The sequence below is a fragment of the Pantoea sp. X-Soil-ISGK-355 genome (assembly GCF_059730805.1).
This window is the reverse complement of the sequence record NZ_AP035972.1, coordinates 198,631-212,096: the sequence shown is the minus strand read 5'-3', so window position 1 is coordinate 212,096 and position 13,466 is coordinate 198,631. Positions and strand designations below refer to the sequence as shown.

The window sequence follows — 13,466 nt, the reverse complement described above, 5'->3', positions numbered from 1 at the left end:
TTCCCTGCTGGCCTTTGCCATGACGGGCTTTATTGCCATCCTGACAGAGACACTACCGGCAGGTCTGCTTCCGGAAATCGGCGAAGGCCTGGGTGTTACTCAGGTGATGGCGGGCCAGCTGGTCAGTATTTATGCGCTGGGATCGCTGCTTGCGGCGATCCCGTTAACAGTGCTGACCGGTGCATGGCGGCGTAAAAAAGTTCTGCTGCTTGCCGTCGGCACCTTTCTGATTTTCAACACCATTACCACCCTTTCGTCCAGTTACTGGCTGACGATGGCGGCCCGTTTTATGTCGGGTGTGGCAGCCGGACTGGCATGGGGGATCCTGGCAGGCTATGCACGCCGCCTCGTTCCTGCTGCGTTACAGGGTCGCGCACTGGCTATTGCTATGGTTGGCATACCGGTGGCTCTGTCGCTAGGTACGCCGGCAGGCGCATGGCTGGGCAGCCTGATAGGATGGAGAGTGCCCTTTGGGATCATGGCAGCCCTGGCCGTGATTCTGTTTATCTGGACATGGATCGTGGTTCCTGATCTGCCGGGGCAGCAGTCAGGCCGTGGCCTCCCTGTGTGGAACGTTTTCCTGATGCCCGGCGTCACACCCGTTCTGGCGGTTATCTTTCTGTGGATGACGGCACACAACATTCTTTACACCTTTATTGGCCCGTTCCTGCAGCTGTCGGGACTGGCTGCAAACGTCGGACTTATCCTGCTGGTTTTTGGCATTGCGGCACTTATCGGCATCTGGATTACCGGAATGCTGGTAGATCGCTATCTGCGCAATCTGGTTCTGCTCAGCCTTGCGGCCCTGGCGGTTGTCTCTGTGGTGCTCGCCGCAGGCATGCGGCAACAGGTTCTCGTCTTTCTGGCCGTCATCGTCTGGGGATGGTCGTTTGGCGGCGCGTCAACTCAGATGCAGACGGCCGCTGCCGACTCGGCGGGCAATTATGTCGATGTCGTTCAGGCGATGGTGACTACCGCATGGAATCTGGCCATTGCCAGCGGCGGGGTCGTTGGCGGGCTGCTGCTCAATAATGCCGGTGCTGAGTCATTCCCCTGGGCGCTTCTGGCCTTTATGGCTGTTGCGTTTGTCATCGCCTGGCGTGCGAAAAAGCACGCCTTCAGGCCTGGCGTCAGAGGCGGTTCAGGGAAGTCGTAGCCACGTAAATTGTCTGAAACCACACATTTCTCTAATTTGCTTTGCAATCTGCGACACGGATGTCCGCCTGAAGATGCTGAGCAAAATGGCGTTCCTGCATCGCATTGCGATGAGGAACCTTGCCTGAAACGGACTAACAAAACAGGTCACTTTTATTTCAGGAAAAGTTCTAAGGACATCACCTTTTGGCTGTCATCGGTGACGCTCACTTTTTGACGTCCGAAGATCGGGTTACTGAAGTGCTGGTTTTTATGAAATCTGACAACTCAGTACCTCGCGCGGCTACTACTCAGTCGTGGAAAAGCCGCGGGCGGCGGCAACGCTTCCGGGTCAGCAGGCACGTTGTTCAGCATCCGCAAAAATGACGCAGCCCAGTGATGGCTGTTGTGCATATGCAGGCCTTTCATCAGACGGGCGTGCAGACAGCGCCGTTCGTGTAACGGCATCTGCAGGGCGCGATGGACCGCACTGGCCATGGCATCAGGATCATAAGGATTGACGATGATGGCACCTTCCATCTGCCCGGCGGCACCGGCAAACTGCGACAGGATAAGTACCCCTGGATTTTTCGGGTCCTGCAGCGCGACGTACATTTTGGCCATCAGGCTCATGCCCGCCATGAGCGGCGTAACCAGCGCAACGCGTGAGGCACGATAGATACCGGCCTGCTCTTCCCGGCTGTAAGCGTGAGTCAGATAGTTCACCGGATACCAGTTCATGGTGCCATGCACACCATTGAGTTCTCCACATTGCGCTTCCAGAGCGTGACCGAGTTGTGACGCATCATGTGCGTGTCCGGCTGCTGGCGGCGCAAGCTGCAACAGCGTGATATTTTTCTGGTAGCAATCATGCCTCCGCAGCAGCACCTCCAGCGTGCTGATTCGATAAGGTAGTCCTGAACTCTCATCAAGATGGCCGCCGCTCAGTACGCTATTTTCGGGCAGACTTTCGCGGCACTGCATTTCCATATAGGCGCAGCTGTTACTCTCACGCAGAGACTCAACATCGTCGAGGTCGATCCCGACCGGGAACACACCAACGTTGATGATCCGGCCATGAATGCGAAAGCTGTGCGCTTCCAGCCATTCCAGCCGGAATTCGCTCTCCAGCCAGACGAGGAAGTTATTCATATCCTGCACGGTCTGAAAGCCAATCAGGTCACAACACAACAGCGACTCTGTAAACCAGCGCCACTCGGGTATGGTTTCAAACATTCTGCCAGCCGGGAAAGGCTGATGCAGAAAGATGCCGACTGAATTGGGCAGGCCCTCTTCGCGGATGTAGCGGGCACAGCCCAGCAGGTGATAATCCTGAATCCAGATAACATCGTCTGGTGTGGCATTTTCACAGATGGCCCGCGCATAGGCTTTATTAATGTTTTTATATTCCTGAAAACCATTGGTGGAAAAACGGGCCATGTCCGGACGCTGGTGGAAAACAGGCCATAGCCCTTTATGAATGTAATTATGGTATCCCTCATTAAGCTCGCCCGGCGTATAGGGGAAGGTCACGGTTTCATACCGATCGTGCTGCTTCGCAACATCGGCTCTTGACGCATCCTGAGAGATAACCGTGCTTTCACCATTCCAGCTAATCCAGAGGCCGCCCAGCCGGGAGAGTATCCCGTCATAAACTGCAGTAAGCGTCGAGCGTTGCGATTGATTATGAGAAACAAGGATAAGGCCTGACATGGTGTGTTCCCTGATTGAAGGCTGTGGACAGGCGATCAAGCCTGGCAGCCTGCGGCTGTTAAGCTGAGGTCGGAGGATAAACTGGAGAAAACCGCTCATGAGTGCGCGCCCTGTCCGCTTAATGCCTGCTGGCGCTTCTGGCGCAGATTGAATCATTAATCCCATCGTGCAGAGTCGTCACCCAGACGCCAGGCAGTGAGGGAAAGGCGATGAATCCGTTACGCTCAAAAAAATCCGGCACGGGTTCACCCATTGCAATAATACGGCGGCAGCCTCTGGTGCCCGGATGAGAAACACAGCAGTGCAGCAGCCAGGATCCAAGCCCGACAAAGCGATACTCCGGCGAGATAAACAGATTCCGGATTACCCAGGTTTCAGCCATGTCAGTTACAACCCGGGCAAAACCGATTTGTCGGCCATTACGATAAAGCCCGAAGCACAGGCTGTTGTTGAGGGCCAGAATCAGCGCGCGGCTGTCGGGTATCGTTGTGCCCAGCCATTGCGCAACCAGACGATAGTTCAGCAGTGACGGATCGGTACTGGCCTCAATAGCATCCCGGAACCACTTGCGGGGCGAAATGAGGCGAAGGCGCTGCTGCTCAGCAAGATCGGCTAATGCCGCCTCGCGGCAGCCCGGTATGGACCAGGGCTTATTAATGCATTTCATTCACGGCTTTCCGATAAGAGGCGCACAAGCGCCCGGTGCCGTCAATTAAACCGGGAGGCCCGTAAAAATGGCGTAAAAAGAGGCTGGTGAAGTGTAAAAACGCTGCAAAACAACTGCCGCCATGGCATTAGCGGGCGAGTACGGCGTGAAAGTCAGCGCTGGATGGTGGTGAGCTAACCGGGAAACTGGCCTGGATCTGCCTCTCTCAGCAAAAGTATTGTTCAGAGAAACCTGTTTAAACGGGCATAAACAAAAGGCGCTAAAGGCTTTCAGGCTATGGCTGCTGGCGGAAATGCGTCGGGGAACATAACTCTACTTAACCGTGATCCTTAGTTCTCTGAGCGGCCCTGAATATGCTCACGGAGAAAAGCCCTCGGTCAGAGGGCTTTAATTAGTGTGCACTCAAACCATGACGCTTACAGACGAAAGGCATTCACTGCTTCACGTAACGAATGTGCCTGGGCTGAAAGTGACTGCGATGCCGAAGAGGATTCCTCAACCAGTGCAGCATTATTCTGCGTGACGCCATCCATCTCATTGACCGCAATACTGACCTGAGAAATGCCCTGCATCTGCTCTGCTGAGGCAAGTGAGATGTTGTCCATCGCGTCGGCCAGTTTTCCGACCATAGCATTGATATCAAGGATGCTCTTGCCTGTTCCGGTTGCGACAACAACACCACTTTCAACCTGTGCTACGGCTTCTTCAATCAGATGTTTGATATCTCTGGCAGCCGTGGCGCTGCGCTGAGCAAGCGTCCTGACTTCACCGGCAACGACGGCAAAACCCCGCCCCTGTTCGCCCGCACGAGCGGCTTCTACCGCAGCGTTGAGCGCCAGAATATTGGTCTGGAAGGCGATTCCTTCGATAACGGCAGTAATATCCCGGACTTTCACTGCGCTTTTGGAAATATCATTCATCGTCTCTGACATCCGCTGCATATCGTGCTCGCCCGACCGCGCCAGGGTAGCGGTTTCGCGTGCAGAGTCCGCAGTCTGCTGCGCACCCGCTGCATTGCTTTTTACCGTGACGGTGAGCTGTTCGATACTGGCGGCAGTTTCCTGTAACGCGGCAGCCTGCTGTTCTGTACGGGAGGAAAGTTCGGTATTGCCCTGGGAAATTTCATCAGCAGCCATGGCTACCGAAGCGGAGGAGTCTTTGATATGGGAGACCAACTTGCGCAGATTATTTTGCATGCTATCCAGGGACGCCATCATGCTGACGGTATCCCCCTGACGAAGTGTCACCGTCGTTGTCAGATCCCCTGCAGCAATCGCGGCGGCCAGGCCCTGCGCATGAGAAGGTTCGCCACCCAGTTGAACCTTGAGCCAGCGGGTAATCAGGCCACTCATCACAAACCCCAAAATGACAAACAGGGTCGTCAGAAACGCCAGCGTTACATAAACACCCGAGAGCGCCTGCGTTGAGGTTTCCGCCGTTTTACCTGTAACCCGCGCCTGATAATTCACCATTCCGTCCACTGCGATACGATATTGAGTAAGCGCAGGAATCAGTTCGCTCCGAAGCTTATCCCGGAACGCAATAGCATCTGGCGTAAACACATTCTGCTCAGCCTGACGAAGCGGACCTGATGCTACTTCAATTTTATTGAGTTGCGTGGAAGCCTCTTCAACTTCAGCAAGATTAATTCCAGGAATGCTTTTAGCACCGTTGATCAGCTGCCGGAAATGCGCAGTGGTATTGTCATTCGTGGTCTGTAAGACAAAAAACTGCGTTTTAAGTTTTTCTTCTGTCTGGGGCTGAGTGTCTGCAGCCGCAGAGACTAAAAGAAGCGCCTGCTGAGTCAGGTTATCTTTTAGCGTTTGAAGTGCCTGAAGATCGCCAAGGCGCGCGCGGGTCAACGCCTGCTGTTCGCTGGCGGTATTAAGTTTAAACCCGGCAAAACCTGTTACAAAAACGCCCGCTAAGATGACAGTGAGAAATGCTGCGGTGAGCATAACGCTTAATTTTGTTTTTTTGTTGCTCATCGCTGAACACTCCGACGTCTGATTTATTAAGTTATTACCGACGTTCCGCACCTGTGGCTCGCTGGTCCCTTCCGTCTTTATCGGCAGCGAGCATGAAAATTGCAGTAAGGAAGCATGCGAGGCGCAATAATTTCTGGGGAAGAGACTATTAATAGAAGAGGGATGCCATAAGAGAGTGAGTTTTAGTAAGACTGAGCGCCAGAGATGTGAAAGATCTTTCACCTCTTTTTACGAAGTAAATTATGCAGTTTTTGCCCAAAAGGTGTATGGAAAGCGTGAGAATGGCGCTCTGGCGCGTTGTGCATTTGATTCTGTTACTTGCTTAATTATCTGGCCCTGAACTGGCAATTTTTTTCAAAGAGTCACACCCTGAAGTTTCGCAAAGGAGTCAGAAATTAATCACATGCGACCTGTCACCGCTAAAATAACGCGCAACATTATCAAATGCCGTTCTGAAATAGAGCGCATAGCTGGCCTTTTCAACATATCCCAGGTGCCGCGTACACAGTACATTGGGCATCTGCAGGTAAGGATGCCGGGTGTTGTAAAGCGGTTCCTCTTCGTAAACATCCAACGCCGCAAATCCAGGCCGCCCCTGTGTCAGGGCAGTGTGCAACGCGCCGTCATGAACCAGTTCAGCCCGGCTGATATTGACGAATAACGCATCAGTTTTCATCAGCGCTAGATCGGCTGGCGTGATGTTGCCTTGCGTCGCAGCCACCAGCCGCTGGTGCACGGTTAACACATCGCGCGTGGCGAAAAATTGCTCCCGACTTTCGGGAACCGTCCATCCGTCTGCTCGTGACTCTTCCTGCGCACGCGAACTTCCCCATACCTGCACCTGCACCTGCACCTGCATCCCAAAAACGGCAGCATAGGACGCAAGCCGTTTACCAATTTTCCATAGCCCAGAATGCCGATGACCTGATTGTGAATCGCAGATCCGATTTCTGTCTGCCAGTGCCCTTCGGCTATTGCATTCACCGACGAGACAAATTTTCGGCGGGAAGCCATGATTAACAACCAGGTTAGCTCAGCAGGCGCAACCGGTGAGGCACTCCCTTCCACAATGGCAACACCCGATCGCGTGCAGGCATCACTATCGACATTTCTCGTCAGCTTACCCGTCTGACTGATCAATTTAAGAGGTGGCGTGCGTCGCAGAAAGGCTTCGTCAATAACCGTCCTTTCGCGGATAAATATCAAAGCTTCAGCCGATAACAGCTATTTCTCTGCCATCGGGTCCATGCTGACATTGCCCAGAGCAGCGCAATGAAAGCTGTTATCACTATGTAGAAAATCCAGTTTTTGAGTGGCAAACTGATAATCATCTGGGATGACGATATGAATGGTCATTAAGAAACATCATTATTCGACAGCTGTGCACACATTTAAACGTTAATGATTAAAAGCTTTATCAGTTTTACAACTTTGGGACTCATTACCTTTGCTAATATTCATTGTCAGCCTGTATCGTTATTTATCCTTTTATGACCACGAACATTACAGGTAACTTTCCCCCACCTATCCTTATTCATCTGCTCTGAGCTAAGCGACCATTTTGAATGTGGGTTAATACCCACGTCGGTGTCATGCTATTACGATATAATGAAAAGTAAGTCGAAGCCGATAACGATAGTGAATTAGTAGTCTTACTCACCAGCATAAGATATGAACACACAGCAAATGTAATAAAATATTGCCCAATTAAACAGTAAGCCAGTATTGAGATAAGCCGTCATATGAAGCTGTTTATCTTAATGATTATGCTGAAAAAAAGATTAAACCAGTATGCGATTGTCGACAGAGTTCGCTGAGTTTATAAAGCCTGAATTGCAGAAAAATTTTCGTTAACAGGCTGAAAATTATGTATTTACGGGAATGAAATGAAACCTGGTGTAGAAAATGATGAAACGCGCGAACGTTTGCAACAGCGTATTAAGCTGGGCGAGTTTCGCCCGTTTTTTCAGCCGATAGTTTCTCTGGAAGATTTGCGCGTGATGGGGTTTGAGATGCTCGCGCGGCACATATCCCCGGAGGGTATCGTTACGCCTCCTTCAGACTTCATTCCGGCTATGGAGCGAAGTGGTCTGCTCGACGAGCTGATGCTCAGCCTTATGGCACAGGGTTTCAAAGTTGCTGCCACATGGCCAGAACAGCAGTTTATATCGATGAATGTTTCTCCTTCGCAGCTTGATGGCAGGTATCTTACTGAAATTATAAGGAATACAGCCAGTGAATTTCAGCTCGATCTTGCAAGGTTGAAGATTGAGATAACTGAAACAGCCCTGTTAAATGATATCAATACCGCCCGGACAGAGATTGAAGCCCTGTCACGTATGGGTTGTAAGATTGCAATGGATGATTTTGGAACAGGCTATTCCAGCCTCGCCTGGCTGATTCAGTTACCGGTTAACACGCTTAAAATTGACAGCAGTTTTATTCGCTCCATGCTGCACAAAAAAGACAGCCGCAAAATCATTTCCAGCGTCGCCGGTCTGGGCCGAAGCCTTGATATGGATGTGATCGCGGAGGGCGTTGAAACCGAAGAACAGGCTGAAATGCTCCGGGGTATAGGTTGCCTCTATGCGCAGGGCTATTTGTTCGGGAAACCTGTCTCAGGAGCGGAAAGCTGCCGGATGCTTAATGCAGTACCAGATAAAGGATCGCTGCGGCGGGTTGCGCGCCTTTCCCTCGATCAGCGAGCGCATCAGATTTCATCCATGTATGCGATTCCCGGCACGTCTATTTGTTTTCTTAATCCGGAACTGGTGATCGTTGATGCAAGTGACACGTTTGCCGAACGGGTCGACTGGGCTCCGCAGGATCTTATCCATAAATATATTTATGAAGTTATTCCGTCTCAGGCTGAAAAACTACTCTGGCTGCAGGAATTCCGATTGAAAGGACTTCCCTATCCCCCTTATGAGGTTGTGCTGCCTGACGGTTCGTCCGATCTGGTCATGGTGACCCGGGTGGAAGATGAGGCCAAGGATTTACTGGGCTTTTGTGTATTTGGTGTGAAAATGAGTGACCGCAAGCGCCATTAAGCTGAACGTTTTTTTCAGCGTGATGACACTCATTAACGATCAACATGGCAGATTGCGGTGTGCCTATCTCACCTGCGCTTCATGTGCCTTCAGGATTTATCTCTTCAATAAGCATCTCGCCCTGATTATGGATATTACCGACTTTGGCTGAAACAGGGTGCCAGGTGAAATCCTGCTCGGGTAAGGCGGCCTCATGTGCAATGTCCTGTGCCCGACCGGGTGTGGTTTCAGCACCGAGCCATTCGCGTACCGCGTCCGCCCGTAAAACCAGTGGACGGCGGTCATGAATATCGACCATGCCTTTGTTGCTCGCCGCTGTGACGATAACAAATCCCTCATGTCCATGGTCTTTACCGTAAGGCGCCCTGCCGATCGCGGCGAAAAACAGCGGTTCCTTCGCTTTGTGGTGGATAAAATATGGCTGTTTCCTGTCACCCTCACGCTTCCACTCGTACCAGCCATCGGCAGGTACAATGGCTCGTCCCTGCTCCCATAACGGCTTAAACATACGGCCGGTTGGGGCTGTTTCACTCCGGGCATTGATTAGCGGCTGCTTATTCCACCACTCAGGATCGTAGCCCCAGTAAACCGGGTCCAGGTGAAGTTCATCATCCCGCTCATTGAGCAGCAGCACGTTGGTGCCTGGCGCAACATTGAAACGCCCTATAGGTTCCGGATCATAAATGATTTCATCGGGCTTCAGTCCCAGAGAGTCAAAGTAATCGTCTCTGCTACTGTACTGCGCAAACCGTCCACACATAGGTACCTCCTGGCATAAGGATAGACCGGTGTTGATTAAGTCATGATCAAAATATCAACTTTCTGGCTGAAGATATCGCGCCAGCTGTCGAGAATATAGTAAAGGGAATGCAGAGAACGGAATAACCTGAGCGGATCCGTGTTCACCTTTTCTGATGGCAAGCCAGGTTAAGCAAACTTGCCTCTCTGCCCCGGACATAATTATTGATTGCTGACCCTGCCGACAGAAGAAGGGCGCTGAATCGATGTTACCCGGCGACTGCACTGTACAGCACATCATTAAGGCGCTGTGTGATTTCAGCTCTTAGTCACAGCGTGATATTTAACCATCAGGAAAATAACAAATGAGCCTCGTTTATATACCTGCCCTCATTCCACTCTTATTAAAAAAAGAGAATGAGAAAGGAAGCCCGCTTACAGAAGAGGAAGTCAGCAGTATCAGGGATAGCGCCACCTGTATCGAAGTGGCAAGCGATATTGCTTTTACAATGGCAGAATGCCGCGGATATTTTGATATCAACCCTGAAAAATGCTGGGATGAATGGCGAGTGTTCAGGAAGAAGGGTTTAGATTCTACTGGCGACAAATGATAACTGCATCGCGATAAACCTCTGCACCTCACGTTTTACGGGTCCGCATCTGATCGCAGTACTTCAGAGATCGACATAGTGATAGCATCAGTTCTGGCTGGCCGACGGCTTACTGCATATCGATCTGATATTCAACGCTTTCGATAGTCGTATAGGCTTACTGCGGGGCGAAATGTATCGGAAATTCGTCTTTCAGAAAGGCGAGTCTCATTGGAAAAGTCTGAGCCTCTACAGCTTGTTTAATTGATTCAATAGCAGCCGTACACAGAGCGGGATCTCCGGCCTGAACGTCGATGCTTACCGAAGGCTCGCCTGCCGGCTGCCTGATCCTTACATCACATGTTTTACCTCGATAAGAATCTGCATCAAAAAAACGATATTGTATGGCTGTTACAGCCTGGCAGAGCCAGAGCTGCGTTTCACGCTCCTGAATATGCTGTGGTGTCTGAGCTTCGCACTGACTTTTAATCTCTGACACATCTGGAGTCTTGATTCCCTGCTGTCGGATGTGATTTGTACTCATGTGGCATCCGGAAACGGCTAATACCGCAGTCAACGCAATTATTTTTTCATCATTACATCCCTGTTGTTTGATCAAATTTTGTCCCATCAAGGCTAAAGACTTTATATCCACAACCGGCTGATAAAAATGCTGATTTCATCTAATCAGTCATCGGCGAACCTTCAAGAAAAGACACAGTTTGTCGAGCGCCTGCACTGCGGTTACCCGATCAAACGCATCTCTGTATAAACAGTAAATTTTTCTATCCTAAAATCAAATAAGCGGTCGTAGTTAAAAACGTTGTACCACATTTCCTGCGAGCAAGAATCTTCCACTCTTTTCAAACCACTGCGTTAGCGTTACTATATACGAAACATATACGTTTCATATAAGACTCATATGGGTATCGTAAAGATCTCCGACCTGATGCATGAAAATTTGCGCATCGCCAGTCAGGCGATGAGCCGTTCGATCAATGCACAGGCAGAACACTGGCTCAAACTCGGTATGCTGGCTGAACTCTATCCTCAGCAGACCCAACACCAGCTGGCACAGATGCTGGTCCGGCTTGAACTGGACGGCGGCGCTGATATCCGCACTATGCTCCAAAAAGAGCGCCTCACCACACAAGGAGACGTGTTATGAACACCGTTAAAATTCATACCGCCGCAGAGATTGAGATGGCGCGGGCAGCCGGACAGGCTGCCGCTCAGGTACTGGCGATGATTACATCGCACGTTCGACCCGGCATTACCACCGAAGAGCTGGATGATATCTGTCACGACTTCATTGTGAATGAACTGAAGGTGACACCCGCGAACATCGGCTACCACGGCTATACCCGCACGACCTGCACGTCGGTCAATCACGTGGTGTGCCACGGTATACCAGCCAGCAAAAAGCTTAAGGATGGCGATATCGTTAATATCGATGTGGCGGTTATTAAAGATGGCTGGTATGGCGATACCAGCCGGATGTATTTTGTCGGCACGCCGTCAGTACGTGCAAAACGTCTGGTAGAGATTACCTATCAATCGATGGTTGCGGGGATCAAAACGGTCCGTCCAGGCGCGACACTGGGTGATGTAGGTGCGGCAATCCAGCGTGTTGCAGAAGCTGCTGGTTTCTCTGTAGTGCGAGAATATTGCGGTCACGGCGTGGGTGAGATTTATCACACTGATCCACAGGTGCTGCATTACGGCACGCCAGGCGAAGGGATGCCACTGAAGGCAGGAATGATCTTTACCATTGAACCGATGATTAATGCCGGTAAAGCCGGAACCAGCGTGCTGTCAGATGGCTGGACGGTCGTTACCAGGGATCGCTCGCTCTCGGCGCAGTGGGAACATACCATCGCCGTCACTGAAGAGGGTTTCGATCTGCTGACGCCGTGGCCTGAAGGCACTGGCGACTACCCGACAATTTGATCACTCAGCCTGAGGACGCGTTCCAGGCTGACTTCTTCATTTGCTCCTGACTGCACTGAGTATGTTCAGCGAGTCTGAATGCCATATCTTCACATTGTTGCGGCCGGCGCGCTTAACCTGATAAAGCACCTCATCAGCACATCTCAGCCACTCATGAATCGATGCCGCATCATGTGCTGCTGCAATCCCAATACTCACCGAACACTGAAATGTGGATGACGCTGGCAGCCGCAACAGGGCAATCCCCTGCCTGATCTGCTCTGCCAGCAGCAGGATGCTGGTTTCATCCGCATCCCGTACGATCACACACAACTCATCACCGCCAAAGCGGGCGGGCACATCTTTCAGGCCGACGCTGTCACGCAGCAGTGCCGAAATCTCTGTCAGCAGAAAGTCACCCGCTTCATGCCCATAGGTATCATTAACCTGTTTGAAGTGGTCGACATCCAGCAGCATTAACCAGGCTTTGCCCTCGCCTCGCTGCGTGCGCAAAAACTCACTTTCAAGCCGGCGCTCAAACAGCCGACGATTAGGGATTTTCAGGCCCGGATCCATTAGCGCAATGCGTTCCAGCTCGCGGTTCTTCTGGCGCAGACTCAGCGTCAGATTATATGACACCACGCTGAGTGCCAGCAGATACAGGCTGGCCAGCGGCAGTGTCAGCCAGACGGTTCGGGTACTGAACGTCAGCACCAGCGGAGCCTTTTCCGCTGACCAGACCAGCACAAAGGCAAACAGAAAGGCCTGCAGCGCAGATTTCAGTTGAACCCAGCCGCCTGCCGAGTAACGATCGGAGATCAGCACCGCCATGATAATAATTGAGGGCAATGGACTCAGGGCCATCGCAGCAACCCAGACGCCGCCAAAAGCGGCATCCAGTGTCAGATTCTTACGCTCAAAGCCGGTAGAGTCGCGTGATCGTAACGCCATTCTGTAAGCGATATACGGCCAGATAAAGGCATTGGTACACAGAAGAGCACAAAGTGCCGTGCTTTTTCCCATCTCCATCAGAACAGACAGAATAGGCAAAAAACAGAGAACGGTGCCGAGCTGGCGCATCATGAACATACGACGCACAAATCGCATCGAGCGGTGCTTCAGTTGAACATCATCAGGAGTGTAATAATTCATAGGTGAACTGAAGCAGCGACAGGTAAGGCATTTTATCGGCATTAAGTAAAATAAGATAAACCTTTTTACAGAATGTTCTTATTGCCTGTCTGTTAAATTACCAGATCGTAATAATATTTCTTTGGAGCGAAGTTGTGGCGAAAAAATGCCGCGCGACTTGTTGCGCGCGGTAGCAGACTATCTGCGGCCTTTGACAATCGAGGCAGACCAGCTGAAATCACTGACTTCACTGGCGGTGAGAGACTCAGGTTTCTTTTTGCGAACCGGTTTTTTCTTCTCCTTTTCTGCCTTTGCTCTCTCCTTTTCCAGCTTGCTGGTCATCACCATCTGCCGGGCTTCGCTGTTGAATTCTTTCTCTTTTTTACTATCCGGTTCTTTACCGGTTCGCTGACGGTACTTTTCAGCCAGCCCTTTATAGGTTTGTTCGACGGCCAGACGTTCATCAGCATTGAACTGATCAATGGAAATCATCTTCTTATCGCTCATAGCGGCGTGTCCTGTGGCA

At 51.2% G+C, this 13,466-nt stretch carries 12 protein-coding genes and 1 pseudogene; 5 read left to right on the top strand and 8 right to left on the bottom strand.

The genetic code is table 11. The features are described 5' to 3' along the window. Positions 1-19: 19 nt before the first annotated feature. Positions 20-1,156 carry an MFS transporter gene (locus AC6I8J_RS19715; protein ID WP_237566754.1) on the top strand — a complete coding sequence of 379 codons (1,137 nt, stop codon included), beginning with the start codon at positions 20-22 and terminating at the stop codon, positions 1,154-1,156. Positions 1,157-1,422: 266 nt separating this feature from the next. On the opposite strand, the gene AC6I8J_RS19710 is transcribed toward AC6I8J_RS19715, so the two are convergent. The 4 genes and pseudogenes from AC6I8J_RS19710 to AC6I8J_RS19695 all read right to left on the bottom strand — a co-directional run bounded on the left by AC6I8J_RS19710 (position 1,423) and on the right by AC6I8J_RS19695 (position 6,858). After that, positions 1,423-2,847 (bottom strand): alpha,alpha-trehalose-phosphate synthase (UDP-forming), encoded by a 1,425-nt coding sequence (locus tag AC6I8J_RS19710; RefSeq protein WP_161736484.1) that lies wholly within the window; start codon positions 2,845-2,847, stop codon positions 1,423-1,425. Between the two features lie 118 nt (positions 2,848-2,965). After that, positions 2,966-3,514: a GNAT family N-acetyltransferase gene (locus AC6I8J_RS19705; protein WP_161736483.1), complete on the bottom strand. Its 549-nt coding sequence runs from the start codon at positions 3,512-3,514 to the stop codon at positions 2,966-2,968. A 416-nt stretch (positions 3,515-3,930) separates the two neighbouring features. After that, positions 3,931-5,502 (bottom strand): methyl-accepting chemotaxis protein, encoded by a 1,572-nt coding sequence (locus AC6I8J_RS19700; RefSeq protein WP_497825735.1) that lies wholly within the window; start codon positions 5,500-5,502, stop codon positions 3,931-3,933. 388 nt (positions 5,503-5,890) lie between these two features. After that, positions 5,891-6,858: pseudogene (locus AC6I8J_RS19695) on the bottom strand (D-2-hydroxyacid dehydrogenase family protein). Positions 6,859-7,388: 530 nt separating this feature from the next. Between AC6I8J_RS19695 and AC6I8J_RS19690 the strand changes: the two are divergent. Next, the gene (locus AC6I8J_RS19690) at positions 7,389-8,552 is read left to right on the top strand and encodes an EAL domain-containing protein (protein ID WP_497825734.1); all 1,164 of its coding nucleotides are present in this window, start codon (positions 7,389-7,391) and stop codon (positions 8,550-8,552) included. A 79-nt stretch (positions 8,553-8,631) separates the two neighbouring features. Here AC6I8J_RS19690 and AC6I8J_RS19685 read toward each other — a convergent pair whose 3' ends face one another. Then, positions 8,632-9,312, bottom strand: a complete 681-nt coding sequence (locus AC6I8J_RS19685; protein ID WP_161736697.1) for an SOS response-associated peptidase family protein — start codon at positions 9,310-9,312, stop codon at positions 8,632-8,634. 343 nt (positions 9,313-9,655) lie between these two features. On the opposite strand from AC6I8J_RS19685, the gene AC6I8J_RS19680 reads away from it, so the two are divergent. Further along, a complete protein-coding gene (locus AC6I8J_RS19680; RefSeq protein WP_161736698.1) occupies positions 9,656-9,901 on the top strand; it encodes a hypothetical protein in 246 nt (81 codons plus the stop codon). Between the two features lie 157 nt (positions 9,902-10,058). On the opposite strand, the gene AC6I8J_RS19675 is transcribed toward AC6I8J_RS19680, so the two are convergent. Continuing rightward, complete coding sequence (locus AC6I8J_RS19675; protein ID WP_497825733.1) at positions 10,059-10,499, bottom strand: cell envelope integrity TolA C-terminal domain-containing protein; 441 nt, start codon at positions 10,497-10,499, stop codon at positions 10,059-10,061. A gap of 303 nt (positions 10,500-10,802) precedes the next feature. Here AC6I8J_RS19675 and AC6I8J_RS19670 point away from each other — a divergent pair, with 303 nt between their 5' ends. Beyond that, the gene (locus tag AC6I8J_RS19670) at positions 10,803-11,048 is read left to right on the top strand and encodes a ParD-like family protein (protein ID WP_161736699.1); all 246 of its coding nucleotides are present in this window, start codon (positions 10,803-10,805) and stop codon (positions 11,046-11,048) included. Beyond that, the gene (gene map, locus AC6I8J_RS19665) at positions 11,045-11,830 is read left to right on the top strand and encodes a type I methionyl aminopeptidase (RefSeq protein ID WP_497825732.1); all 786 of its coding nucleotides are present in this window, start codon (positions 11,045-11,047) and stop codon (positions 11,828-11,830) included. Before AC6I8J_RS19670 ends, map begins: the two co-directional genes overlap by 4 nt. A gap of 36 nt (positions 11,831-11,866) precedes the next feature. Here the strand turns inward: map and AC6I8J_RS19660 are convergent, their stop codons facing one another. Both AC6I8J_RS19660 and AC6I8J_RS19655 read right to left on the bottom strand, forming a co-directional pair. Next, positions 11,867-12,961, bottom strand: a complete 1,095-nt coding sequence (locus AC6I8J_RS19660) for a sensor domain-containing diguanylate cyclase (protein ID WP_161736701.1) — start codon at positions 12,959-12,961, stop codon at positions 11,867-11,869. Between the two features lie 177 nt (positions 12,962-13,138). Beyond that, positions 13,139-13,447: a hypothetical protein gene (locus AC6I8J_RS19655; RefSeq protein WP_161736702.1), complete on the bottom strand. Its 309-nt coding sequence runs from the start codon at positions 13,445-13,447 to the stop codon at positions 13,139-13,141. Between the last annotated feature and the right edge of the window lie 19 nt (positions 13,448-13,466).